This window comes from Dehalococcoidales bacterium, assembly GCA_041656115.1.
In the GTDB taxonomy this organism is placed as follows: domain Bacteria; phylum Chloroflexota; class Dehalococcoidia; order Dehalococcoidales; family UBA5627; genus UBA5627.
The window spans coordinates 1-25,972 of the sequence record JBBAED010000010.1 but is presented as its reverse complement, the minus strand read 5'-3'; the positions used below and the strand labels follow the sequence as shown (position 1 = coordinate 25,972).

At 45.1% G+C, this 25,972-nt stretch carries 20 protein-coding genes and 1 rRNA gene; 9 read left to right on the top strand and 12 right to left on the bottom strand.

All coding sequences use genetic code 11. The annotated features are described in order from the left end of the window. The 7 genes from WC958_05795 to WC958_05765 all read right to left on the bottom strand — a co-directional run. Positions 1–826, bottom strand: a 23S ribosomal RNA gene (locus tag WC958_05795); the annotation flags it as partial. Between the two features lie 404 nt (positions 827–1,230). Then, a complete protein-coding gene (locus tag WC958_05790) occupies positions 1,231–2,655 on the bottom strand; it encodes a transglutaminase-like domain-containing protein (protein ID MFA5629737.1) in 1,425 nt (474 codons plus the stop codon). Positions 2,656–3,510: 855 nt separating this feature from the next. Beyond that, complete coding sequence (tgt, locus tag WC958_05785) at positions 3,511–4,677, bottom strand: tRNA guanosine(34) transglycosylase Tgt (GenBank protein ID MFA5629736.1); 1,167 nt, start codon at positions 4,675–4,677, stop codon at positions 3,511–3,513. Beyond that, on the bottom strand, positions 4,674–5,117 hold the full coding sequence (gene ruvX, locus WC958_05780; protein ID MFA5629735.1) for a Holliday junction resolvase RuvX: 444 nt from the start codon (positions 5,115–5,117) through the stop codon (positions 4,674–4,676). The genes tgt and ruvX overlap by 4 nt, the downstream gene beginning before the upstream one ends. Positions 5,118–5,147: 30 nt before the next feature. Then, positions 5,148–7,730, bottom strand: a complete 2,583-nt coding sequence (gene alaS, locus WC958_05775) for an alanine--tRNA ligase (protein ID MFA5629734.1) — start codon at positions 7,728–7,730, stop codon at positions 5,148–5,150. Between the two features lie 91 nt (positions 7,731–7,821). Continuing rightward, positions 7,822–8,829 (bottom strand): DNA polymerase III subunit delta, encoded by a 1,008-nt coding sequence (gene holA / locus WC958_05770; GenBank protein ID MFA5629733.1) that lies wholly within the window; start codon positions 8,827–8,829, stop codon positions 7,822–7,824. A gap of 189 nt (positions 8,830–9,018) precedes the next feature. After that, the gene (locus WC958_05765; GenBank protein MFA5629732.1) at positions 9,019–9,306 is read right to left on the bottom strand and encodes a hypothetical protein; all 288 of its coding nucleotides are present in this window, start codon (positions 9,304–9,306) and stop codon (positions 9,019–9,021) included. 362 nt (positions 9,307–9,668) lie between these two features. Here WC958_05765 and WC958_05760 point away from each other — a divergent pair, with 362 nt between their 5' ends. The 4 genes from WC958_05760 to WC958_05745 all read left to right on the top strand — a co-directional run bounded on the left by WC958_05760 (position 9,669) and on the right by WC958_05745 (position 12,101). Continuing rightward, positions 9,669–9,899 carry a hypothetical protein gene (locus WC958_05760; GenBank protein MFA5629731.1) on the top strand — a complete coding sequence of 77 codons (231 nt, stop codon included), beginning with the start codon at positions 9,669–9,671 and terminating at the stop codon, positions 9,897–9,899. Positions 9,900–9,953: 54 nt separating this feature from the next. Then, entirely contained in the window at positions 9,954–11,057 is a 1,104-nt protein-coding gene (gene ychF / locus WC958_05755) for a redox-regulated ATPase YchF (protein MFA5629730.1), read from the top strand. Positions 11,058–11,191: 134 nt separating this feature from the next. Then, a complete protein-coding gene (locus WC958_05750; protein ID MFA5629729.1) occupies positions 11,192–11,485 on the top strand; it encodes a DUF370 domain-containing protein in 294 nt (97 codons plus the stop codon). Then, positions 11,466–12,101 carry a guanylate kinase gene (locus WC958_05745; protein MFA5629728.1) on the top strand — a complete coding sequence of 212 codons (636 nt, stop codon included), beginning with the start codon at positions 11,466–11,468 and terminating at the stop codon, positions 12,099–12,101. Before WC958_05750 ends, WC958_05745 begins: the two co-directional genes overlap by 20 nt. A 4-nt stretch (positions 12,102–12,105) precedes the next feature. Here WC958_05745 and WC958_05740 read toward each other — a convergent pair whose 3' ends face one another. Beyond that, positions 12,106–13,104 (bottom strand): inorganic phosphate transporter, encoded by a 999-nt coding sequence (locus WC958_05740; protein MFA5629727.1) that lies wholly within the window; start codon positions 13,102–13,104, stop codon positions 12,106–12,108. Continuing rightward, positions 13,097–13,750, bottom strand: coding sequence for a DUF47 family protein (locus WC958_05735; GenBank protein MFA5629726.1), 654 nt, complete (start codon positions 13,748–13,750; stop codon positions 13,097–13,099). The genes WC958_05740 and WC958_05735 overlap by 8 nt, the downstream gene beginning before the upstream one ends. A 310-nt stretch (positions 13,751–14,060) precedes the next feature. On the opposite strand from WC958_05735, the gene trkA reads away from it, so the two are divergent. The 4 genes from trkA (at position 14,061) to WC958_05715 (ending at position 20,081) form a co-directional block, all read left to right on the top strand. Then, on the top strand, positions 14,061–15,425 hold the full coding sequence (gene trkA, locus WC958_05730) for a Trk system potassium transporter TrkA (protein ID MFA5629725.1): 1,365 nt from the start codon (positions 14,061–14,063) through the stop codon (positions 15,423–15,425). Positions 15,426–15,431: 6 nt separating this feature from the next. Then, positions 15,432–16,889, top strand: a complete 1,458-nt coding sequence (locus tag WC958_05725; GenBank protein ID MFA5629724.1) for a TrkH family potassium uptake protein — start codon at positions 15,432–15,434, stop codon at positions 16,887–16,889. Positions 16,890–17,071: 182 nt separating this feature from the next. Then, positions 17,072–17,563 carry a ComEA family DNA-binding protein gene (locus WC958_05720; protein ID MFA5629723.1) on the top strand — a complete coding sequence of 164 codons (492 nt, stop codon included), beginning with the start codon at positions 17,072–17,074 and terminating at the stop codon, positions 17,561–17,563. A gap of 73 nt (positions 17,564–17,636) precedes the next feature. Beyond that, positions 17,637–20,081, top strand: a complete 2,445-nt coding sequence (locus WC958_05715; GenBank protein MFA5629722.1) for a DNA internalization-related competence protein ComEC/Rec2 — start codon at positions 17,637–17,639, stop codon at positions 20,079–20,081. Positions 20,082–20,543: 462 nt separating this feature from the next. On the opposite strand, the gene WC958_05710 is transcribed toward WC958_05715, so the two are convergent. After that, positions 20,544–20,963 carry a Fur family transcriptional regulator gene (locus tag WC958_05710; protein ID MFA5629721.1) on the bottom strand — a complete coding sequence of 140 codons (420 nt, stop codon included), beginning with the start codon at positions 20,961–20,963 and terminating at the stop codon, positions 20,544–20,546. A gap of 799 nt (positions 20,964–21,762) precedes the next feature. Next, entirely contained in the window at positions 21,763–22,212 is a 450-nt protein-coding gene (dtd, locus tag WC958_05705; protein ID MFA5629720.1) for a D-aminoacyl-tRNA deacylase, read from the bottom strand. 155 nt (positions 22,213–22,367) lie between these two features. Between dtd and WC958_05700 the strand changes: the two genes are divergently transcribed. After that, positions 22,368–23,153, top strand: a complete 786-nt coding sequence (locus WC958_05700) for a hypothetical protein (GenBank protein ID MFA5629719.1) — start codon at positions 22,368–22,370, stop codon at positions 23,151–23,153. 48 nt (positions 23,154–23,201) lie between these two features. Here the strand turns inward: WC958_05700 and WC958_05695 are convergent. After that, positions 23,202–25,972: type ISP restriction/modification enzyme (locus WC958_05695; GenBank protein MFA5629718.1), on the bottom strand; the 2,771-nt coding region annotated here is incomplete at its 5' end.

Genomic DNA, 25,972 nt, shown 5'->3' with positions numbered 1-25,972 from the left:
CAACGTTAACCGGTTCGGACCTTCACTTCGAGATTATCGAAGCTTCATCCTGACCATGGGTAGCTCACCCGGCTTCGGGTCTAATCTATGCAACTTACGCCCTATTCAGACTCGCTTTCGCTGTGGCTCCGTAACTTCTATTACTTAACCTGCTACATAGATTAACTCGTCGGCTCATTCTTCAATAGGCACGCCATCACTCCGACGAATCAGAGCTCTGACTGCTTGTAGGCACATGGTTTCAGGTCTATTTCACTCCCCTCCCGGGGTGCTTTTCACCTTTCCCTCACGGTACTAGTTCACTATCGGTCATCAAGAGTATTTAGCCTTACCCTGTGGTCAGGGTAGCTTCCCACAAGATTCCTCGTGTCCCGTGGTACTCAAGAACAGGTTAGGAGCCTCCCCCTTTCGTTTACCGGACTGTTACCGTCTGTGGTTGCCCTTTCCAGGAACCTTCAACTAGAGTTCGGTTTGTAACTCCTTGGCCCGTTTCAAGCCGGACCCAACCTGTCTTACAACCCTCTTATAAACTCAGGCCTTGAAGCCGTTAGGTTTATAGAGTTTAGGCTGATCCCCGTTCGTTCGCCACTACTAGGGGAATAATGTCTTTTCCTCGGGGTACTGAGATGTTTCACTTCCCCCGCTTACCTCCACCTAGCCTATGTGTTCAGCTAGGGGTACCCAGGGTTTACCTGGGTGAGTTGCCTCATTCGGGAATCCCCGGCTAAGCTTGCCAGACAGCTAACCGAGGCTTATCGCAGTCTTACCACGCCCTTCTTCGGCTCTTGATGCCAAGGCATCCGCCATGTGCCCTTCACGCTTGACCTGCTTCAGATTTGATATTAGCTATATTCTTTTTTTAAAGTGCTTTACACATAAAAAAACGGCTTGGTAAATTCCCCAAGCCGTTGCCTGGTCGTTTATACCTTTTAAGCCCTTATGTGATTACCTCTAACATTGCTATCTCCTATAAAGGTAGATAGATAATATCATAAGAAAAAATGTTTGTCAACACGAAAAATCAAGTCTTTTCAGACAATATTTTTCAAGCTATTTTACGTTTACACAAAATAGCCGCCGAATACCTTAATAAAAAAATATTTCCAAAATTTTTCGCCGCATTACAGTAAAATTTTTGGAGCCACTTTTCTGCGATAACAAATACAAAAACGAGGCTGCCAAATCGACAGCCCCGTTTTAAAATCCGTAGCTTTTTAGCCGATTATCAAATTAGCTTGTAATCCAAGCGATAAAATCAGCATTGCCATCAAATTCCCAATAATTCGTGTCATCAAAAAACCCGACAACTTCGGCTCCGGGCATATCGTGTACCCACCAATTTAACCAAGCCTTAAGCGCCGTATTTGCATCCCAAAAAGCGACATCGCCGTTCCAATAAGAAGAATAATATCCGCCTGCCGGATCAAATATTACCAAACTGCCATCTTCTACCGGCAAAGCGACTGCCATATGCCCCATATCTCCGTTGGTAATGGTGATGCAATACGCATACGCCGACCCCTTTCCGTAATTATTTATCATACTGGCTAAAAGGATGGCCTGGTCTTCACAATCACCCGTTCTCAGATTGATTGTTTCGGACGGATACTGCCAAAATTCGCTAAACCATACAATACCGTCATATTCCAATAAATCTAAAGGTAATATCGGCAGCGGGGTGTCATACGAATATTCAACGTTATTGCGAATCCAATTATACAATCTTCTAAAATCATCCCAAGCCTTATCCCAATCCCTGGAATCAAATGGGGTAACTACTTGACTAACCAAGTCTGCCACGGACGGATCATTGGGGGTAACAAATTGCATCGCCGCTTCAGCCCCCCAGCCAAACCTCGTATCTATCTGGGCGACAATATCACTGTAATTGGAATTCATTGTTTCAATCGCAGAGCTTAACGTTGAGATTGTACCGGTTGCATCCGCCAAATCACCGGACAGCGCGTTATTATTGTCTGCCAGTTCTTGATTTTCTTTACTCAAATTGGCAACGGCCGCATTGGCGCTGCTTAAATCACTTTCGGCCGCAGATAAACTATTGTTTAAGTTATTAATAGTGCTGTTTGCATTATTTAAATTGCTTTCCAAGCCTTCAATTTCGCCTCTGGCACCGTTAAGGTCGTTACTAAGCCCGGTAATTGTGCTTTTGGCTGAGCTAAGCTGCCCGCTAAGCTGTTCTTTATCAAGAGCCAGCTGCAAATTCTCCCCTTTCAGATTACCGTTTGAACCAAGGAGAGCAACAATTCCGATAATACTGCCGATTAAGACCACAGCCAGCGCGCCCGCAAGAATCATAACCGGTTTCCCAAATTTTTGAATACCGCCAAGCCCGGCTCGCGGCGGTTTATCCTCTTTTGTTTTATATGAAGGAGAGGGAGTCGCAAAAGACGGCGGTGGAGTTGGCGGCGGGGCTGCCTTTTGCACAGGCGGAGCGGGCGGTATTACCGGCGTTTGCGGAGGGGTTGCCTTTTGCACAGGCGGAGCGGGCGGCACTGCCGGCGGTTGCGGAGGAAGTTGCTCCTCAACAAATTGATCCGGCTCCGCAATCGTTTGCTCCTTTACGGGTGTCCCGCAGGATTCACAAAATTTACCCTGAGGCTTAAGCTGATTGCCACAATTTTCACAGTAAGCCATTTCCTTCTCCTTTATCTTTATATTTCAATTCTCTGAGAGTAATTATCTATTCTATCTCGATAATAGTCAATAGGAAACGGATATTTGTGATGATAAAACGGGGATTAGAACGACAAAAGAAGGGAGCCCCAGCCGTTCATGATGAGCTTGTCGAACCATAACGGCGGACGGATAGTAATCCCTAGCCCACTCGTTCGTTGGACCCTTCGACAGGCTCAGGGCGAACGAGTGAATTGTCATCCTGAATGAAATGAAGGATCTAAGAGGACGGGAAATATAGGCTATGGGGTGACTTCAGAAACAAAAAAGAGGCATCCATCAAAACTGTCTTTGAGAGCGCAGCGAAGCAATCTCATATAAATTAAATTCCTCGGGGATTGCCACGTCGCTCACCTAACGGCTCGCTCCTCGCAAAGACATCGCCTTGCCAAAAAGCAGTTAGCGAACACTGCACTATCCGCCAACCCCCAGATTCTTCGGCAGGCTCAGAATGACAAAAAAAGGAAACCCCAGCCGTTCGTGGTGAGCTTGTCGAACCATAACGGCGGACGGTTAGTAATCCCTAGCCCACTCGTTCGTTGGACCCTTCGACAAGCTCAGGGCGAACGAGTGAATTGTCATCCTGAATAAAATGAAGGATCTAAGAGGATGGGAAATACAGACTATGAAGTGACTTCAGAAACAAAAAAGAGGCATCCATCAAAACTGTCTTTGCGAGCGCAGCGAAGCAATCTCATATAAATTAAATTCCTTGGAGATTGCCACGTCGCTCACCTAACGGCTCGCTCCTCGCAAAGACACCGCCTTGCCAAAATCCGTTAGCGGACGGTGCACTATCCGCCGACCCAGCAATTTCTACTTCGAGTGGCGTGCTTCTATCCATTTCTTTTTTTGTTCGATACGCACCTTTTCGTTAGTCGGTTTGTAGGTATCAAGAAATTCCGATTTAAACGACGAGAAAGTGCCGTTCAGAATCGCCTGCCTGATATCAGCCATCAAATTACGCATAAAACGCAGGTTATGAATTGTTGCCAAGCGATAAGCCAAAAGTTCTTTGGCATCAAAAAGGTGATGCACGTACGCCGCGGAATGATTTCGACAGGTGTAACAATCGCACAACGGATCAATCGGCTCATCTTTTTTAGCATATCCGCTGTTGGTAATATTAATGCGGCCTCTGCGGGTAAAAAGCGCCCCGTTACGCGCAACACGCGTCGGTAATACACAGTCAAAAACATCAATCCCCCGGGCGACGCTCTCAACAATATCCTCCGGCGCGCCAACCCCCATCAAATAGCGCGGTTTGTCTTGCGGTAAAAACGGGGTTGTTTCTTCAATAATATTATAAGTAACCTCTTTCGCCTCCCCGAGGCTTAACCCTCCCAGCGCATAACCGGGAAAATCCAACGACGTTAGATACTCGGCGGATTTACGCCTTAAATCGGCAAAAATACCGCCCTGCACTATTGCAAAAAGGGATTGATCGGGGCGTTGGTGCGCCTTAAGACACCTCTCCGCCCAAAGATGCGTGCGCTCCATCGCCTTTTCAACTTTCCCGTAATCGGCATTGATATCGGCACATTCATCCAAAACCATAATGATATCCGCCCCCAGTTGCTCCTGATATAAGATTGCCTTTTCGGGGGTTATAAAATGGCGGCTGCCGTCGATATGCGAGCGAAATACCGCCCCTTCGTCCGAGAGCTCAATTAAAGGCGAGAGGCTGAAGATTTGATAACCGCCGCTGTCGGTTAAGATTGCGCCGTCCCATTTCATAAAACGATGCAATCCGCCCAGTTCTTCTACGGTTTCAACACCGGGGCGCAAGTAAAGATGGTAATTATTGCAAAGAATCATCTTAAAACCGAGTTCTTTTACATCCTCGGTGGTAAGCGTTTTGACTGTAGCCTGGCTGCCCACCGGACAAAATACCGGCGTTTCAACAATGCCGTGCCTTGTTTTTAATTCACCGATACGAGCGGATGTGCTCTTATCGGTCTTAATCAGATTAAAAATACTCAATCCGTTTCTTCAAACTCCTCTAACTTCGGAACATATTGCTCTTCCAAAAAATGTTGCAGGATATACGCCGCCGCAATAGCATCGTCTTTGGTATTTCTGCGCGCTTTCTTGGATTTTGTCTGTAACATCAGCTTTTTGGCGGAATCGGTCGAAAAACTTTCGTCCCTGTACTCAAGCGGGATAGCGATTTGCTTTTGAAGTTTTTCGGCAAACCCCTTTACTTTTCCGGCCTGTAAGCCGATACCGCCATCTTGGGCAAGAGGCAAACCGACAATTATGCGTCCGATTTCATTGTGATTTAGAATATCAAGAATCGCCTCGATATCGGCGTTGTCATTTCGGCGTTCGATTATAGTGAGAGGGGTCGCCAATATACCGGACGGATCGCTCATTGCCACCCCGATTCTCTTATCTCCCACATCAAGACCCAATAAGCGCATCCGAATGACTCCTTGGTTTACATACCCTGTTTATATTATCCCTCTAACCGAATCAATAGCTTCTTCCAGTTTTTCCAAGTCCCTACCGCCGCCCTGTGCCATATCGGGCTTTCCACCGCCGCCACCGCCGGCAACTGTCGAAATATGCTTTATAAGCTTACCGGCATGATGACCGTTTTTAACCAAATCGGGGGTTACCGCCACAATAAACGAGGGTTTATCCTCTAAAACGGCACCCAATACTACAATTCCGCTGCCGAGTTTAGCACGCAAAACATCTGCCATATCGCGCATCATATCGTTATCGGTAGCCTCAATACGGCTTACAAGCAGCTTAACGCCGTTTACGGTTTCCGCTTTATCAAGCAGTGTGCTTGCTTGTTGTTTGGCCTGTCCGCGCTGTAAAGCAATTATTTGACGACGTTCTTTATCCAATTCGGATTGCATTACCGCAATTTCGTTTTTAAAAGCGCCGATACTGTCTTCCAGCCATTGCTCTGCGCCCCTGCCGGTAACCGCTTCAATACGGCGGATTCCTCCGCCGATACCGGATTCGGAAACAATGCGGAAAAAGCCGATTTCACCGGTAGCCGAAACGTGAGTACCGCCGCAAAGCTCGGCGCTGATAAGCGGCGTACCGATTTTAAGCACCCTGACTTCATCGCCATATTTTTCATCAAAAAGCGCTGTAGCACCCTCTTTGACCGCCTGTTTATAAGGCATTATACCGGGGCTAACCGCATGATTGCGGCGTATTTCGTTATTAACAATCGATTGAACTTTTTCGATTTCATCTTCCGTCATCGCCGAAAGATGGGTAAAATCAAACCTCAACCGATCGGGTGAAACCATTGAACCGCGCTGTTGAATATGCTCGCCCAAAACTTTACGCAATGCATATTGCAATAAATGGGTTGCCGTATGATTGCGGGCAATATCCAAACGGCGCCCGGCATTAATTGCGGCATTTACCTGGTCGCCGACCTTAAATGAACCTTGCGCCAGATATCCCTTATGCGCAACGACTTTATCGGACAAATTAACGGTATCGGTGACAACAAACCTGCCCTCGGGGGCAATTAGCTCACCGGTATCGCCGACTTGCCCGCCCTTTTCGGCATAAAACGGGGTTTTATCCAACATAATGAACGCTTGCTGCCCTTCGGCTATTTCGTTAACATTTTTATTTTCAAATAAAATGGCAACCGTTTTTGATTTATCCGCAATGTTTTCATAACCGGTAAAGATGCTGGCATCGCAACCGTTAACAACCTCGGTATCCACCGCAAGGGATAAACTCTTTTTGAATTTATTGGCGGATTTGGCCTTTTCGCGCTGTTTTTCGAGTTCGGCTTCAAACCCGGCCATATCGACCGTAAAGCCTTGTTTGGTTGCGATTCCCTGTGTTAAATCAATCGGAAAACCGTACGTATCGTAAAGTTTAAAGGCCTGTCCGCCCGAAATCTCTTTTTTGTTCTCGGGTGCGACCTCGGCAATAATAGCTTCAAGGAGCTGCGTTCCCGTTTTTAAGGTATCGTTAAACCTGTTTTCTTCCTCTTCAATAACCTTTAGAATAAAATCCCTTTTTTGCCCGAGTTCCGGATACTCGTTTTTCATTTTTTCAACGGTAATCTTGGCAATCTCGGTTAAAAAGGATTTTCCGGCAGCCAATCTTTCACCAAAGAAAATGGCGCGCCGCATCAGGCGTCTTAAAACATAGCTCTGTTTTTCGTTACCGGGGAGCACCCCGTCGGCAATTAAAAAAGTGGTGGCCCTCCCGTGCTCGGCAACAATTCTTATATTGTTATCGATAGCCTCGTCGGAGCCGTATTTTTGCCCCGATATTTGCGAAATTATATCCAAAAGCGGGGTAAATAAATCAGTCTCATAGACCGAATTTTTGTTCTGCTTAATAACGGTTATGCGCTCAAGCCCCATACCGGTATCGATATGCCCTTTGGCAAGCGGGGTACGTTTACCGGATTTATCCTGATTGTATTGCACAAATACCAAGTTCCAGATTTCGGAAAAACGTTCGCAGGAACAAGCGGGTGAGCAGTCGCACTTGAGGCAGCCGACATCCTCTCCGAAATCGTAATGCAGCTCACTGCACGGACCGCAAGGTCCGGAATCACCGGCCGGCCCCCAGAAGTTTTCTTTATCGCCGCAACGAACAATACGTTCCGCCGGAACACCGATTTTTTTATGCCAAATTTCAAACGCCTCGTCGTCATCCTTGTAAACCGTAATCCAAATTCGCTCTTTCGGCAGTTTTAAGCGCTCGGTAACGTATTCCCAAGCAAGATCAATAGCGCCTTCCTTAAAATAATCGCCGATACTGAAATTGCCCAGCATCTCAAAAAAGGTGAGGTGTTTGGTATCCCCTACAGAATCGACATCGGTGACCCGAAAACACTTTTGGCAGGAAACCATTCGTGTCGCCGGCGGCTTTTCGCCCAAGAAATAAGGTTTGAACTGGACCATACCGGCGCTGGTTAGAAGAAGCGTTGGGTCGCCGTGCGGAACCAATGATGAACTGGGCATAATTTTATGCCCCTTCTCTTCAAAGTAACGCAAAAAACTTTCTCTGATGTTATCGCCTGTTATACTCATAATAGAATATGATTGTAATTTAAGGAATAGTTTCTGTCAATTGAGGTTGGGGTGTAAGAAAGAGCCAAAAGACGTTTTATGCTGCCTTAGTTCAGCCTACCCGTGCGGCACACATTTCGGCAATCAAAATATTAAGCGCCAGTTCATCGTTGTATTTACCGGTTTTGATGGCAATATCGGTCTCAAGCAGCTTATGATAGAGATCTTTAAGCCTATTGAAGTGATAAGTGTTTGCCCGCTCCGAAGTTTTATTCCAAACAAAGTCGTTTTGCAGGCCTGTTTTAGCCCGGATTTCCGCTTGCGGTTTTCGCTCAATTAACATCGCTTTGATTTGGATTAACTGGCGCACCTCGCGGGTTATCATGGAAAGTATAAACGGGGGTGCCATACCTTCAAGAAGAAGTTGCTGTAAAATCCGTTGCGCATTTTCCGCTCTAAAACCGAGAACGGCATCTGTCATATCAAAAATTGTTACTTGCCGCGAGTTGGCAACAAGTTTATTAACATCGTCTTCTTCAATTTGCCGCCCGAGCGCATATGAAATAAGTTTATCGATTTCACCCGAAAGGGCCCATAAATCGCCGTCGGTTTGTTTTTCAAGCAGCTTTGCCGCTTCGGAAGAGATTTTACCGCCCTTTTCGGCGACCCGCTTCTCAATCCAGCGAATCAATTTGAGGCCCCTTAAAAGCGGAAACCTGCTTACTTTGGCTTTTGATATTATTCCGTTCAAAAGGGGGTTGTTTTTCCCTTCATTTTCACCGACAAGCACAATTACGGTACTCTCGGGGTGATTTAAAAATATTTCGGTAAAGAGTTCTGTTTCGTTTTGTTTGGAGGAGGCTTTGGTTGTTTTTTTGCCCCTGCTTTTGGGCGCTTTGGAATCGAATTTTTCAAGCAGCCCTTCGATAATTATGAGCCGTTTTTCGGATAGAAACGGTACAGCTTGGGCGACAACGGAAAGTTCGGACGGGGTAATTTTCTTGCCTTCAAAAACGTTGGTGTTGGAAGCAAGCATAACCTCATCGCCCAACCCTTTTTTAATCTCCGCCAAAGCCTCGGTGCGTGAAAAACCGTCCGGACCGTAAAGTATGTACAGCATTATGCCACCATTTTAGCACAATGCCGGGACAAGTAATAAGCGAAATAAACTTGGACTATGGGGGGCGGTAATAACATTAAAGGCAGCCGTCAATTACGACAAGCTGCCTTTTTTAACTTGCGAAACGGATAACCGTTAATATCATCCTTAAATTTGGATAAAGCCAAGCGTTTAACGATTTAAAATCCGCTATTCTTCTTCGGGCTCTTCTATAACAAAACTATCATCGGCCGAACCGTAGATATGATATCTAACATTTATAACGTACTTGCCGGGATCATAACTTAGCCGCGTACCGAACGTACCGCCGCCGTTGGCATCCGCATTTACCTTACCGGTACCGACAACAGTGTTCTTACTGCGTTCCCTGATGTCGTATTCCAATTCGACACCCGCCGGAAAACCGGCAACCGCAAACGTTAGCTGGCCGCCTTTTTCAACTTTTTTCTCCGGATTTTGAACCGTAACTTTATACATACTCGCACCCTCCCTGTATATTATTATTTATTGCAAGTTGCTTTTGAAAAATAATAACAAAAAGACAAGTTTATTTTTCATAGAATCAAAAGACACAACACCGGGCGGCATCCGAAAAAGCTTCACGCTGATAAAAACCAAACTTGATGCCATCCAACAAATATTTTAGCCATTTTACAAAAATTGTCAACCCTTAAAGCCTAAAAAGCGGTTATTTACCGGCGATAACAATAAGTGAAAATAACGGCATTTATAATAACGCTTTGCAATATGCGTCTGTTGCAGAGGACCATATCATAGGGTAGAATTACTCGGAAGATTAATTTTTGATTAATAACCGAAACCGGTAAAGGAGGCTGTCAATGACTGACCAAATTAACCCTGAAATACAAAAATTATGCGAGCTGGCCGCCGATATGGGGCTGCCGGGTAAAATCAGGCACGAGGCTGTCCAATCCATTGCCAATATCGGCAGCCGTGAGGCACTGCTGACGCTTTTAGATCTCGCAGCCAATGAAAACCTGGCCGTTAAAGACAGGGAACTGGCTCTTAAACGTGCCGGAGATGTTATTAAAAAGAATTCAAGCGCTTAGTTTAAAATATTCGAATAAAATTTACGCAGATAAAGAGGAGAAATTGCCAATAATATGAGTGTGGGAATAGGAATTATAGGATTACCGGAAAGCGGCCGGACAACTGTTTTTAATGCCTTAACAAAAGGAAATGCCGCCACCGGCATACAAGCTCAAAAAGCGGCTCACATCGGTATATCCAAAGTGCCCGATGAGCGCTTAAACAAGCTTGCCGAAATATTCAAACCTAAAAAAATTGTGCCTGCCGAAATCAAATATTTGGATATTGGGGCATCAATTAAAGGTATCGGCAAAGATTCTTCCATCAGCGGCGAGTTATTAACGCAGCTTAGTAACGTTGATGCACTTATAAATGTGGTTCGCTCTTTTGCGGATAGCAGTATCGCCCACCCTTCCGGCACCGTTGACCCCGCCCGCGATATCAATAATATGAACATGGAACTTAGTTTTTCGGACCTTACTATTTTGGAAAGAAGAATGGAACGCATCGCCAATTCGCTAAAAAGCGCCAAACCCGACGAAAGACAGCAATATAAAAACGAGCAGGTCACGCTTGAAAAAATTAAAACGGATTTAGAAAAAGATATTCCGATTAGGGAACAAAACTTAACGGAAGATGAGCAAAAACTGATTTCGGGCTACCAATTTTTAAGCGCCAAACCGCTTCTGACACTTGTAAATATCGGTGAATCACAACTTGGCGATACCGCTCAAATAGAGATGGAAATGAACAAAGAATTCGGCACCGCCAATCACCGTGTTATCGCTTTTTGCGGAAACCTTGAAATGGAACTTGCCCAACTGGAAGACGAAGATTCGGCGGCATCGTTTCGCAGTGATTTCGGTTTGGAAGAGCCGGGACTTGATAGAGTTATCAAACAATCTTACGCCCTTTTGGGGCTTATTTCTTTCCTAACCGCCGGTGCCGATGAATGCCGTGCTTGGCCGATTACCGAGGGCACCGTTGCCCAAAAAGCAGCCGGGAAAATCCACTCGGATATTGAGAGGGGCTTTATTCGTGCCGAAATCATCAGCTACGACGACCTAATCGACTGCGGCGGTTTTGCCGAAGGGAAAAAGCGCGGGTTATTAAGGCTTGAAGGGAAAACTTATATTGTTAAAGACGGCGATGTTATAAATTTCTTGTTTAACGTCTAAGCCTAAAATAAACGCCTTGTTTTTACGTGTTTTCGGCTAAAAACTATTGCCATAAATATCCTAAAAGGGTAAGATATAGCTTATCCGCTTTTAGCTTATAAAAGCTTTTGCAGCAATCATTGGGAGGGGTAAAAATGTTTGGAGAATTAGTTCATATCGGTTTTGGCAACATACTAGCCATGAATAGGGTTGTTGCCATCGCTTCTCCCAACTCCGCCCCCATTAAACGCACAATTCAAGAGGCCCGCAGTAAAGGGCAACTGATTGACATGACCAGCGGCAGACGCACCAAAGCGGTAATTTTTACCGACAGCGGACATATTGTGCTGGCGGCCTTGGCTCCCGAAACAATTACCGGCAGGTCTCAACTGTCGCGCAGCGGTACACTAATCAAACCGGAGCTAGGCGATGACAGAATCAAGCCCTAACTGCGACATTTTATGGAACAGATGCGATAAACCGCTCCTTCTGGTGCTTTCCGGCCCCTCGGGTGTGGGCAAAGATGCCGTGCTGCACCGTCTAAAAACAATGAATTTCCCGATTACCCATATCACCACCATGACAACCCGCCCCCGCCGCCCCAAAGAAAGAGACGGCGTTGATTATAATTTCGTTACCAAAAAAGAATTTCAAAAGTTAATCGAAGATAACGAGCTGTTGGAATGGGCGAACGTTTACGGAAATTTCTACGGCGTTCCCAAACAGGCCGTTCGAGACGCACTAAGCGCCGGTAACGACACAATTATAAAAATCGATGTCCAGGGTGCCGCCACCATCAAAAAAATATTACCCGAAGCCATTTTTATATTCTTAGCGCCGCTTACGTTGCAAGAACTGATTGACCGCCTAATGCTGCGTAACACCGAATCCGAAGAAAACCGTCTGTTACGAATTGAAACGGTAAAAGAGGAAATGACCAAAGTCGATATGTTCGATTATATCGCCGTAAACGAACACGGCCAAATTGACCGTGTTGTTGACGAACTAAGAACGATAATTACTGCCGAAAAAATGAAGGTTGCCCCTAAAGAATATAATTTCTAAAAGCTTAGAATAAACCGATTATCCAAGATAAAAGGAAGCCTAAACCGCCGCAAATCGGGAACGTAATTATCCAGGCGGTAATCATATTCCTCGCAACCCCCCAGCGCACCGCAGACAGGCGTCTGGTAGCACCGACCCCCATCACCGATGTACTTATACAATGAGTCGTGCTGATGGGAATACCCAAAAAAGATGCGCCTTCGATTACCGAAGCCGCTGCCGTTTGTGCCACGAACGATTGTTCCGGCCGTAACGTGGTGACTTTCATTCCGAGTGTCTTAATAACGCGCCAGCCGCCGACAATCATTCCCAAGCTGATAGATGAGGCCGATACTATAATAATCCACCACGGGATATTGTCCCACATATCGGTTTGTCCGGTATAAAGAATAAATGCCATTGTTATCATACCGATCGGCATTTGCCCATCGTTTTTGCCGTGGCTGTAAGCGATAAAAGCGGTAGAGGGGATTTGCAACCTGCTAAAAATCGTCCGCATTTTGGAAGGAAGGCTTTTACGAAAGAGCCATAATACAACAACCATCAGAACAAAGCCGGCAACAAAACCGAGTATAGGAGCTGTAACCACCGCCGACATAATCGTTCCGATAATCGCCCAATTAACTGCACCGGTACCGACTACGGCGACACCGGCAGCAGCCAGAGCGGCAATAAACCCATGCGTTAAACTGACCGGCAAGCCAAAATAGGTGGCCGTTCCCGTCCAAATTATTACCGCACCCAATGCGGCAATAATAGTTTGATAAGAAATTGCCTCCGGAATAAGGACGCCCTGCCCGACCGTGCGGGCAACCGCCGTTCCGGTTGCGGCCCCCAACATTTCAAAACAGGCGGCAATCGCTACGGCACTTTTGGGGGATAATGCCCTCGAACCGATGGCCGTGGCAACAGCGTTAGCGGCATCGTTAAATCCGTTTACCAAACCAAAGCAGAGAGCAAGTATTATAATGACAATCAGAAGAAGTAAAGACGGATCAGGCATTCTTTAACGCCACACCTTCAAGCACATTGGCGACATCTTCGCATCGGTCGGTTGCTGTCTCCATATGTTCGTAAACTTCACGCCATTTAATAATGTGCTTGGCATCCTTGCTTTCTTCGAATAACTCCCCCAAAGCGGCACGATAAACCGCATCGGCTTTATTTTCAAGGCGATTGATTTCAACGCAATGATCAATAACTCGTTTTAAGTCTGAGCCGTCACTAAGGCATATAATCGCTTTTTCGATTTCATCAACGGCTTGAACGATTATTTCCGCCAATTCATTGGCCCGTTGCGTCGTCCCGGTTATTTTATAAATACTGATGTATTCCGTAGTAGCATGGATAAAATCGACAACATCATCCATTACATGTGCCAGCTCGGCAATATCTTCACGATCGAAGGGGGTAATAAAAGTACGGTACAAAGTTGCGGCAACTTCATGGGTTAAGGCATCGCCTCTATGTTCCAATTCGGTAATATAAGCCATTTTGGCATCAACATCCTCCCAATTCTTGAGGAGGTCTTCCAAAGCCCTGGCAGCTTCAGACATATTAGAGGCACCTTGTTTGAACAGATCAAAAAACTTGTTTTCGCGAGGCTTAAATGAAAACTTAGCCAAATAGCAACCTCTTCCCCGGCACACACTCTCCGGGCTTAACTTCGGATTCTTGGGATTAAGCCGCAATGCCGGATTTAAAATATTTCTTTCTTTCGCATAGAGTGTATAAAATTATATTACCGATGTCAATACAAATAACTGCCAAACCGGCCGGAATATTGCTCTTGCTTTAAATTACAGGTTTATAACGATTACAGATTTAAAAATTTACGCTCTAAAAGTTGCCTAAAACGGCATCTGTTGACAGCCCAAAAACAAGAGCATAGAATGCAAGAACCAAATCAACCGTTTTACGAACGGCGCTAAACAATTGATTTTCAAAGGAGAGGGCAGAGTGTATATTATTATCGCCGGCGGCGGAATTATCGGGTCGCATATTGCTTCTCTGTTGGTTCAGGAAGGATACGAAGTAACTGTCTTGGAACAATCGGAAACGGCATTAAGAAGCCTGCAAGGACGGCTTGATATTAAAACAATCAGGGGGAACTCAGCCAATCCCAAAACATTAAAGGAAGCGGAAATCGAGCGCGCAGACCTGGTGCTGGCGGTAACCAATAACGACGAAACCAATATGATAACCTGCTATATGGCAAAGGAAATGGGAGCCGTTACTACCGCTGCCAGAATCCGCAACCCCGAATACTCCGGTTATATTGTAGCACCCGCAAAGGTACCGTCCGCTCCGCGCAAAATTGTGCGCTCCAAAAGCCTTGGCATCGATGTTTTTATTAATCCCGAACTGGAAGCGGCCGAGAAAATAACGGAAACCCTTTCCGGATTCTACTCCACCCCAGTTGAAAACTTCGCTAACGGGCTGGTTCAAATCAGGGAGTTTAAAATCGAAAACGAAGCGCTGGTATCTCAAAAACCGAGCGCTCTCCCCCTGCCGCAGCCAAGTATGATTGTTGCCGCCGTGCATCGGGGCGAAATTGTTGCGGTTGATGATAACTTCACTCTAAGCGAAGGAGACAGCCTCTATATCGCCGTTACCGCCGATAATATGGGAGAACTCGGCAAAATTTTTATTCAAAAAATGCGAACGGCCCGAAGGGTTGTGGTTTTAGGCGGCAGCCGTATCGGGCAGCTTATTGCCTCCAAACTGCAAAGAAACGGGGTTAAAGTAAAGATTATCGAACCGAACCTTGAACTCTGCCAAGAGCTTGCGACCCAACTCGAAAACGTTGATATTTTAAACGGCGACGGAACCGACCGCGCTTTCTTAATCGAACAAGGGGTATCGTCCGCGGATGCCTTTGTTGCCGTTTCCAAAAATGAAGAGATTAATATTCTCAGCGCCCTTTTGGCAAAAACACTCGGTGTTCCGCGCGTTATGATTGCGGTTAGCAAACCCGGATATGTACCTCTGGCAGAGGCAATCGGAATTGATGTTGCCGCCGTACCGACAATTTTGGCCGCCAATAAAATTATCCGTTTTGTGCTTCATGGCGGGGTGATTACGGCATCTTTGATTGAAAGCGGAAAACTGGAAATAATTGAGTTTGTAAGCTCTGCACAAGCTGCAACCACCGGTAAAATGATATCGGAAATAACCTTCCCCAAAGAAACAACGGTAATAGCAATTGTTCACAACGAAACTATTTTTATGCCGCCCGAAGATAAAATTATAAAACCGGGTGATCATGTTATTATTGCCACACCGCCGGAATCGCTTCAAGCAATCGAAAAACTCTTTAAGTAAAGATTAATGAGAATTAAAGCTGTCTTACATTATCTGGGTTTAATAATTGTCATTGTCGGGGCGGCAATGGTCATTCCTTTGCTGTGGAGCCTTGCCGCCAAAGAACCGCAGGCAATAGCGGCATTTGCCGCTTCGATGGCAATCAGTATCTTAACCGGTTTGATATTATGGCATTTTATTAAAGTTAAAGAGAAAAACATCAGCCGCAGCGAAGCCGTAACATTGGTTGCTTTCGGCTGGATATCCATTTCGCTCTTTGGCGCTCTCCCCTATGTGCTATGTGGGGCACTACCCAATTTTTTGGATGCCTTTTTTGAATCGGTATCCGGTTTTACGACAACCGGAGCAACCGTACTAGCCGATATTGATGCGCAATTTAAAGGGCTTCTGATATGGCGCTCCCTAACCCAATGGCTGGGGGGTATGGGTATTATTATGCTCTTTGTTGCCTTACTGCCGCTCCTCGGAATCGGTGCTGCCCGGCTTGCCGAAGCGGAATGGACCGGCGGAAAACAAGAGGAACGCCCCACTTCACGGATGCGTGATACCGCCAAAGCACTGTGGATAATCTATATGGGGATGACGATTTTAGAGTTTATCCTTTTAAAAATTGCTGGGCTATCGGTATTTGACAGTACGGTAGTCACGCTCAGCACAATCCCTTCCGGCGGATTTGCCGCCTATAATTTAAGTATCGGCGCTTATAATAGTCTGTTTGTCGAAGGAATTATTCTCTTTTTTATGATTGCCTCGGGAATCAACTTCGGCTTGTACTATTTTTTACTTTGGAAGAAAAAACCGCAAAGGCTGCTCAAAAACCCCGAGTTTCGCTTCTATATTTTATTGCTTTGTCTGGCGGCAATAATAATCAATTTGGATTTAATTATCAATATGGGTCTTTCAATCGGAGATGCCATAAGATATGGGGGTTTTCAAACCGCAGCGGTTATGTCCACTACCGGTTTTTTTACCGCCGATTTCAACCTATGGCCGCCCCTTTCAAAGGCAATTTTGCTCTTTTTAATGGTAAGCGGGGCTTCGGCAGGTTCAACCAGCGGGGCGCTTAAAGTCGTTCGTATTTTACTGCTGGCAAAGTACGCATATCGTCAGATTAAAATTGTCTTTAACCCGAGCGCGGTAATTCCGTTAAAACTGGGCGGCAATATTATCCCCGAAAACATTGTTAATAAAACGATCGGCATGGCAATTATTTATTTTTCGGTTGCCGTAACCGGCTTTTTGATAATGAGCGGGCTTGGACTGGATACCGTCACCGCCCTCTCATCGGTAATCGCCAGCCTCGGTAACATCGGACCCGGATTGGGAATGGTCGGCCCTATCGAAAACTATGCGGCAATTCCCGCTGTCGGAAAAGGCACCCTTATTTTCTGCATGATTGCCGGACGGCTCGAATTTTTTACAATCCTGATGTTATTCCTGCCCGCTTTCTGGCGCTGGAAATAGAATTCGCATTGATTTTTCACTCTATTAATTTGGGGACTCGCATCTTTATTCCTCCCCCCAATATCAACAATTTGACTGGAAGTATTCCGTTTCACTATATTGTGTAATATTTATAGCCCTGCGGCGCTAAAAGTGCCGATAGAATACGGGTAAATCCGCGTAAGTTAACGGGAGAAAATTATATGTTCAAAAACGTCTCTTGTATTTCCGTTGCGATTCTTGCTTTTTTAATTGTTCTTCTTTTTTCTCTTTTCGGGTGCAACAGCACCCCTAAAACACCACTTACTTTTACCGCTTCCCCCGAGAAAGAGATTGTCGGATATATCTATATCGGCGGAGAGGTTTATAACCCCGGCTATTACCCGCTAACCGCCGCCGATTCCGTTGCAACACTGATTAATGCCGCCGGAGGGAATGCCAATAATTCCGAAAACCTGCAAATTGAACTGATTATCAACAAAACCGATAACACCGCTCAAAAAGTAAACATCAACCGCGCCGAAGCCTGGTTATTGGAAGCGTTGCCCGGAATTGGTAAAACGCGAGCCAATGCCATTATTCAATATCGCAACGATAACGGTAATTTCAAAAACGTTAACGAACTGCTAAAAGTGGAAGGCATCGGGCAAAGCACTTTTGATAACATCAAGGAACTGATTACCGTAGGTAACTAAAATGCCGCAAACAAGCCCTTTTTTACCCGTAAATTTAGCTGATGGCAGAGGCTCTGCGAGGTTGAAAAAATAGATGGTTTTACTTTGCCTCGGTATTAGCTGGATAATCGGCATTGTAATCGGTCTGAACTTTGACCTGCCGCCGGTATTGATTTTAACCGGTCTTTTGCCTCTCCCTCTCTTATTTTTGAAAAAGCACCGTAAACAAATAATTTTAGCCGCAATTTTTATAACGGCTCTCTTTTCCGCCTCTTTTTGGGCACATAATGCCCTCCCCAAAGACGATTGGAGCTATATTAACTATTTTAACGATAAGGGAACCGTAATCGTAAGCGGGGTTATTGGCGATGACCCGGATATCAGGGAGGCCAGCACCCGATTATTTGTTAAAACCTCTTTGGTTGAAATTAACGGAACGCAATTTGAGGTAGAAGGCAATGTACTTGTTTTTGTTCCGAGATACCCCGCTTACAGCTACGGAGACAAGTTAAAACTATCGGGCGAGCTTAAAACACCTCCGGTCTTTGACGGCTTTGATTATGCCGCCTATTTATCGCACGAAAATATCTATTCGACAATGCTCTACCCCCAAACGGAGCTAATTGAAACCGAACAAGGGTTTTCACCGCTTAAGCAAATCTACTTACTGAGAGGCAAGCTTTCGCAATCTTTGGCAAAGGTTTTACCCGAACCGCAGGCGTCACTGGCACGGGCGATGCTGTTGGGGATTCGAAGCGGCATTCCGGACGATTTAAAGCAAGATTTTTCCTTAACCGGAACTGCTCATTTGCTTGCGATATCGGGGTTGCACACCGGAATCGTGGCGGGGTTAATGATTGCGATCGGCCTTGCGCTTTTTGGGCGCAAAAACTATCTCTATGTTTGGCTTGCGCTGGGGGTTATTTGGTTATATGCCGTTCTAACCGGATTACAGGCGCCGGTTGTCAGAAGTGTGATTATGGCAAGCATATTTTTAGCGGCTGAGCTTACCGGGCGTCAGCGTAATGCCATAACCGCCCTTGTCTTTGCTGCCGCAATTATGGCCGCCTGCGATCCGCAAGTGCTTTATACCGCCTCGTTTCAAATGAGCTTTGCGGCAATGGGCGGCTTAATTTTTGTGCTTCCCCCGCTGCAAAACGTCGGTAAAAAACTAATCGGCAAGTTAACGATTAAATCCACCGGTATTCTGTCGTTTTTAAATGTTGTCTATGACGGGCTGGCGGTTAGTTTTGCGGCACTGGTCGGAGTGCTGCCGCTAATCGCTTACTATTTCGGAATCGTTTCAACCGTAAGCTCAATAGCTACCTTATTGGTACTGCCGGTGCTGGCCGCAATTATAATACTGGGAACGCTGACGGCATTTAGCGGCCTGTTTTTCCTTCCTCTATCGCAATTTTTGGGTTGGCTGCTATGGTTAATCCTTTCTTACATGATTTTAATTGTAAAAGGCTTTGGCGGGCTTTCCCTTGCGTATTTTGAAGTTTCTGGTTTCGGCCTCGTTTACTTGTGGGGATATTACATAGCAGTTGCAATCGTAATTTGGCTGGGGAATAAGTACAAATTCGGGGTAAAAACAGAGGACAACAAAACAGAGCTCTCGCAATTAAGCCTTGCCAAAAACAGCCCGAAGGAAAAAACAAATCAGGCATTCTTTCTGCGCCGCCCGTTTAAATTTGCGGCGGTTACGATAATTGTTGTTACTGTTTTTAGCATTATTATCGCAAGCTCGGCTCCGGACCATAACTTGCATGTTTCTTTTTTGGATGTCGGGCAAGGGGATGCCGTTTTAATTCAAAAAGGGAGCACCCAAATACTGGTTGACGGCGGACCCGAAAGGCAGCTTATTAATCTGGAACTAAGCCGCAAAATGCCTTTCTGGGACAGAACGATTGAACTGGTAATTTTAACCCATCCTCATGACGACCATATAACCGGGCAAACCGAAGTGTTGCAAAGATATAAGGTTGGGCATATTTTAACCACCGATTCCGCCAGCGGCATACCGGTTTATAAGGAATGGGCAGAGCTGATTAGCGCAAATAACATCCCGCTAACTTTTGCCCAAAGCGGACAACAAATTGTTTTCGACGGGGTAATTATCGATATAATCAACCCGCAACAGGCTTATTTTACAAATACCGGCGCCGACGCCGATAACAACGGTATTGTTATGACCGTTACTTTTGGAGAAACCGTATTTTTACTGACTGCGGATACCGGTAAATACACCGAACTGGAACTGATTAAAGATCGTCTGATTCCTCAGGTAACCGTCCTAAAAGTAGGCCACCACGGTTCCAAAACATCCTCTTCGGCGGAGTTTTTAAACGTTTGCCGGCCCCAAATTGCCGTTATTTCGGTGGGAGAGGCTAACAAATACGGACATCCCGATACAGAGGTTTCCGACCGTCTGGCGGACATGGTTGGAGAAGAGAATATTTACCGTACGGATATTAACGGCACAATCGAATTTATAAGCGACGGAACAAACCTTTGGTTAGTGGCCGATTACTGGTAAAAACGACTGGTTGTTGATATACTGCAAATAGGAATATTACTTTAATTAGCGGAGCAAAAATAATGGGAATGGAGCCGTTCGATTTTTTCTTTGGCAGTTTAATAGGGCTGCTGCTTTTTGCAATCAGCATCGTGCTCTATTTTTTGCCTACTATTATCGCCATAGTCAGAGGCAAATGAGCCTTTTGGCGAGTGACGTGGCAATCTCCCTTTGTCATCCTGAACACAGTGAAGGATCTAAGAGGATTGAAATACAGGCTATGAGGTCGCCTCGGCATCAAAAAAGAGGCATCGCTCTACCATAAAATCCGCAGCCAAACGCTGCACTATTCGCCAACCCCTAGATTCTTCGGCAAGCTCAGAATGACAAGGTATAAACGTCTTTGCGAGGAGCAAGCGTAGCGAATGACGTGGCAATCTCATATAAATCAAAAAGCAAACAACCCGGCACCCCTACCGAAACCTATCGGCATTTTTTGCAGGTACCGAATATTGCCTGATGTTGAATATCGGCATCAAAGCTGTAATCCCTAAGAATTGTTTCTTTTAACGAATCAAAAACGGATTCTTCCATGTCCATAATCCCGCCGCAATTCTGACAAACGAGATGATGATGGCTTCCCTTTCTGATACTGTGATAACGCACACGCCCGTCACCGAAATCGGTTTCGGTTACAAGCTCCAGTTGCTTTAGAAGCTCAAGCGTGCGGTAAACGGTGGAAATGTTGACGTTCGGATATTGAATACAGACCAGCGTTAAAATCTCCTCGGCACTGATATGGTCATCGGCGTTTTCGACCGCCTCCAAAATCATAATTCGCTGAGGGGTTATTCTGTACCCTTGTTCGGTTAATTTGCTTAATATTTCACCCGGTTTAGCCATCAGGGGAATTATACCATCGCGAATTTGTTATCGCAAGAAGTTGTAATTGCATATCATTGTTACCGGAGCGGCTCTTTTGTATGGAGATACAACAGCCGTTCATGGTGAGCCTGTCGAACCATAACGGCGGGCGAACAGTAATTCTCGTTTCTCCCCGTTCTTTGGACCCTTCGACAGGCTCAGGGCGAACGGGATATTTATCGTCTTTGCGAGGAGTGAGTCGTCAGGCGAATGACGTGGCAATCTCGCTTTTGTCATCCTGAATGGAATGAAGGATCTAAGAGGACAAGAAATTTAGGCTATTAGGTAACTTCGGAATCACAAAAGAGGCATTGTCCTAGCGTAAAATCCGCAACCGGACACTGCACTATCCGCTAACCCCTAGATTCTTCGGCAAGCCCAGAATGACAAGTTATAATCGTCTTTGCGAGGAATGAGCCGTTAGGCGAATGACGTGGCAATCTCCCTTTGTCATTCTGAATGAAATGAAGGATCTAAGAGGATAGGAAATCTAGGCTATTAGGTGTCTTTAGAAACAAAAAGAAGGTATCGTCTGGACGTGATTTGCTAACCGAACGGTGCACTATTCCCAACTCCCAGATTCTTCGCTATGCTCAGAATGACAATAATAGAAACGTCTTTGCGAGGAGTGAGCCGTCAGGCGAATGACGTGGCAATCTCTAAGGAATTTAATCTATATGAGATTCTTCGCTTCGCTCTGAAAGACAGTGGAGTTTATTTATTAGAGATTGCTTCGCCTTCCCTGCGGGAATGGTCTCGCAAAGACAAAAAACTAACCTTAAAACTTATCCCTGCTGTCAAGCATAATCGTTACCGGCCCGTCGTTCTGGATATCTACCAGCATATATTGCTGAAACCTGCCGGTATCCACCTTTAATCCGCTGTCTTTAGCCTGCCTCACAAACTCGTTAAACAGACGTTCCGCATCATCGGGAGGAGCGGCGCCGATAAAACTGGGTCTTTTGCCTTTTTTGGTATCGGCAATCAAGGTAAACTGGCTCACAAGCAGCAACTCCCCTTTTACATCAAGCACCGAAAGGTTAAACTTCCCGGATTCGTCAGCAAAAATGCGTAAACCGATTGTTTTTTGCACCAGATATTCGACATCTTTAACGGTATCTTCAGCCGCCACACCGACAAAGACACATAAGCCGCTTCCGATACTGCCGACCTCTTCGCCGGAGATTTTGACATTTGCCGAGGTTACTCTTTGGATTAATGCTTTCATTTGATTTTATTTCCTTGTTTTTAAATATAAAAAATCTTTCAGCTATTGTATTATATAAAATTGAGGTATAAAAATGCATTCTATAGCGAAATATGATATGGCAACTGCTATAATATATAACAAACATATAATTTTAAAGAAATACAACAATAACTATGAACTATTCAATATTTGATAATATAATGCTTGAAAGAGAACAAGAAGAACTCCTTTCTATGGTGGTAGAAGCTTCTCGAAATATTCCACGTGAACAGAGACAGAAGTTCTCGGTTATTCGTATAAATGGTGGGTTAGATTTTCTGAGACACCCCTGTATTAGGAAAGAAGATAATGAAATTTACTTTGGGGATGTTGAGGAACTTGCAAGACAAGGGCTAGTCGCTTTAGATTCCACACCAAGACATACACCAATTTTTGATGTTACGTCTTTGGGTTTTAGATATTATGAATTTCTTAAAACAAAGAGAGGCGAACCTGTTCAACATATTGAAACTAATATCAGAAAATATCTAAATTCCATAGCGTTTCGTCGTAAGTATCCGGAAGCTTTAGAAAAATGGGAATTAGCCGAGAAGCTGCTATGGAAATCAGACACGCAAAAACAAATAACAGCAATCGGACATCATTGTCGAGAGACATTGCAAGAATTTGCAAATTATCTAGTTGAATACCATAAACCATTAGAAGTTGATCATGATAAAACAAGAACAATTGCACGGTTAAAGGCTGTACTTAATAGCAAAAAATTTAGTGAAGCTAAACATGAAGTTTTGAACGCACTTATAGCATATTGGGGGACAACTAGTGACTTGATTCAACGGCAAGTACACGGGGGTAATAGAGAAGGTGAACCATTGGCGTGGGAAGACGCTCGTTGTGTTGTATTCCAGACAATGGTCCTTATGTTTGAGGTTGACAGAGTTCTCCATGAAAACGATTAGTTAACATTAACTGTGAACTTATATTCAACCCTTTCTCCAACCTACCTCCTACCCCATCGGCCAACTCGGAATTATTTCATCAATCTCTTTCATCAGCCGAATGGTTTCTTTTAAGGCGATAACTATTTTTTGATAGTGAACAAGTTCATCGTAACTCAGGGTTCTGCCTCTCCTGTCTTTCAGCCACTTGTGGCAGACCTGATAACCGCCGATGTGGAAATCCCACACTTCCGTAGGCACGCCCTCGAAATACTGCGTTTTATTGATATAAACACGCTGATTTTTCTCATCATAGGCTACTTTTTCGACTTTATGAGAGCCGTCGATTGGATATTTGGTTATAGGAGTATTCAATGCCGGCGCTTCCATAAGGTGCAGAGATACCAGTTCCCCTCCCTTTTCGGCTAAAGACTTGAAAAGCCCCTTGTCGGAAGTCAACGGCAAGCGGGGGAAATCTATTTTAAGGAATTCGGCATAGCGGGTGCGATAGGTCGGTGAATGAAAAATGGCATAAGCGTAGTTGAAGATGTCTTCGGGGCCAAAGGTTTCTATAAGGTCACCTTTGCCGTCATCGATAAATTGAAGCCCCAGCTTCCCTTCCAGTTCCTTTATAAAATCAGCATTCAGATTGGGACGGCGTTCATTGCCGTCGAAGTTCATTTCGCCCTCGGCGGGGTAGAGGTAGAGGGGGAAAAGATATTCATATCCCTTATTACTATAAAAAGCTCTATTATCAGATATGAAACGAGTAACACCAAAATGAGTGTAAGATTCGTTAAGAGCTACCTGTCGCATAGACATTAGTGCTAGATTATCGCCTAATATCATATGTTTCATTACGTCACCACGCGGTCTACAGTGAAAGCCTCTGGACTTACCAGTATAATACGTATAACGAACATCAAATGGCCTATATAATATTGGAACTATCAGTTCATTTTTAAGGCCAGTATCTTGTAGATCTTTCTGTGCTAATGAGACCTTCCAATCATCAACATCTTCACCAAGTTGATATTTATTACGAGCCTCTTCCGGTAAAAGTGAAACAAAATTATGTATTGTATCATCTACCTCTTTTCTTGAACTGTGAATAGTCAACTTATCCCTAGAGGTAAATAACCCTGCATTATTAATTAAGAATATATCGTTTACTTTCCAGCCCTGCATATATTCGTCCAAGTCCGTTTCATTTCTTTGTATAAAAAAGTAATAAGGGCTGCCAGGTTCAAGCTCTGTCCATTCAGTTGAAGCCATATCACTTTCAAACAAACTCTTATATTTCCCCTCGCGTAAGCCCCATAAATCGGCATAATGCACTTTAGCTGGGACATCTTTCCCTTGTTCTTTAACAAAAATACCAATCGATACACCTTGCTGAATATCGAAAACGTTTTCGTCCTTGCCGCCATCGGGGGCAACCTCTTTCTTCTTGGAGTTGCCGTGCAAGTTAAGAATATAAATATCTGTAAAGGTGTTCATTAAAGACTGGCGCATACCCCGAAAGGTAATATTATCGATGTAGCCATGATTGGTAATAAATCCTAATATTCCCTGACCTGTTTTTTCAATTCGCCACTGCCCAAAGCGAATGAATTTAACATAGTCGTCCTGTAACATCTTGGGGTTCTTTTCTCCAAGCGGTTTACCGTCAACGGTCTTGTAGGTTTCTATAAGCCGTCTTATCCATTCGCCATTATTAGCTGAACTTCCCGAATACGGCGGATTGCCCAGCACCACCATAATCGGCTTTTCCTTTTTAATATCAGCGGCGGCGTTGGCTTCTTCGCTTATCCACTGTGAAAACAGCGTTTCGGTGTGCTTGATTGCCTCATCCAGCGTATTGGTCAGGTAAATACCCAGCCTTTCATCGCTGTGGAATTTGTAGCCGGTTTCCTGCAAAAGCAAACCCAGCTTCAAATGCGCTACGGCATAAGGTGCCATTAGTAGCTCGAAGCCGAAAATGCGTTTCAATAACTTTTCGGCAACATAATCGTTCCACATGCCTTCCTGTCCGCCAAAGGATTGATGAATTTCGTTAATCACGTTGTATAAAAATGTTGCCGTGCCTGTTGCCGGGTCGAGAATAAAAGTATCCTCATCAGCTAAACCCTGCGGCTTGTCAAAGCGGGTTTTCAACAGGTAGTCAATCGAGCGCACGATGTAGGAAACGACCGGTTCGGGGGTGTAGTAAACACCGCGCATCTCCCGCACTTTCGGGTCGTACGCTTTCAAAAAGGTTTCGTAAAAATGCACAACGGGGTCTTCTTTTCCGCTGTGCTTGCCAAAGTTCTTTAAAACGGCTTCCATATCCGCCTGCGCTAAAACCTGCGCCAAATCATCCACCAGCCACGATATGCGGTCATCCAAATCCGGCCCTGCAATGTTATTGAACAGTTTACGCAGGAACGGATTGGTTTTCGGCAGCAGATAAGCGGCGTTTTGACGGGTAAAAGTCCTGCTTTCCGGGGCAGTGCAGCGTGCGGCAAACAAGCCATAGGCGATTGTCTGGGCATACATATCGGCAAATTGCCCGGGCGATAAATCGGGAATCAGGTTTTCCCTAAATGCAGTCAGTTGGACGTGAAGCGCACCGTTTTCCTCTTCCTTGTTAAAAGCCTCGATAATCAGTTCGCGAACCATATGCGCCAGCCGCGCCATTTTCTCTGCCAGTTCTTTAGGAGTGCCCACTTTTTCGGCTCTGTGAGATAAAAAATTAGCAAAAAGCGTGGTGACTGCGGCAATGCCTTCTTTATCACGCTTGATTTTGCAGTCTTTAGTCGGCGTTCCCAAACGGGCGGATAAACGCATATCGCCGTTTA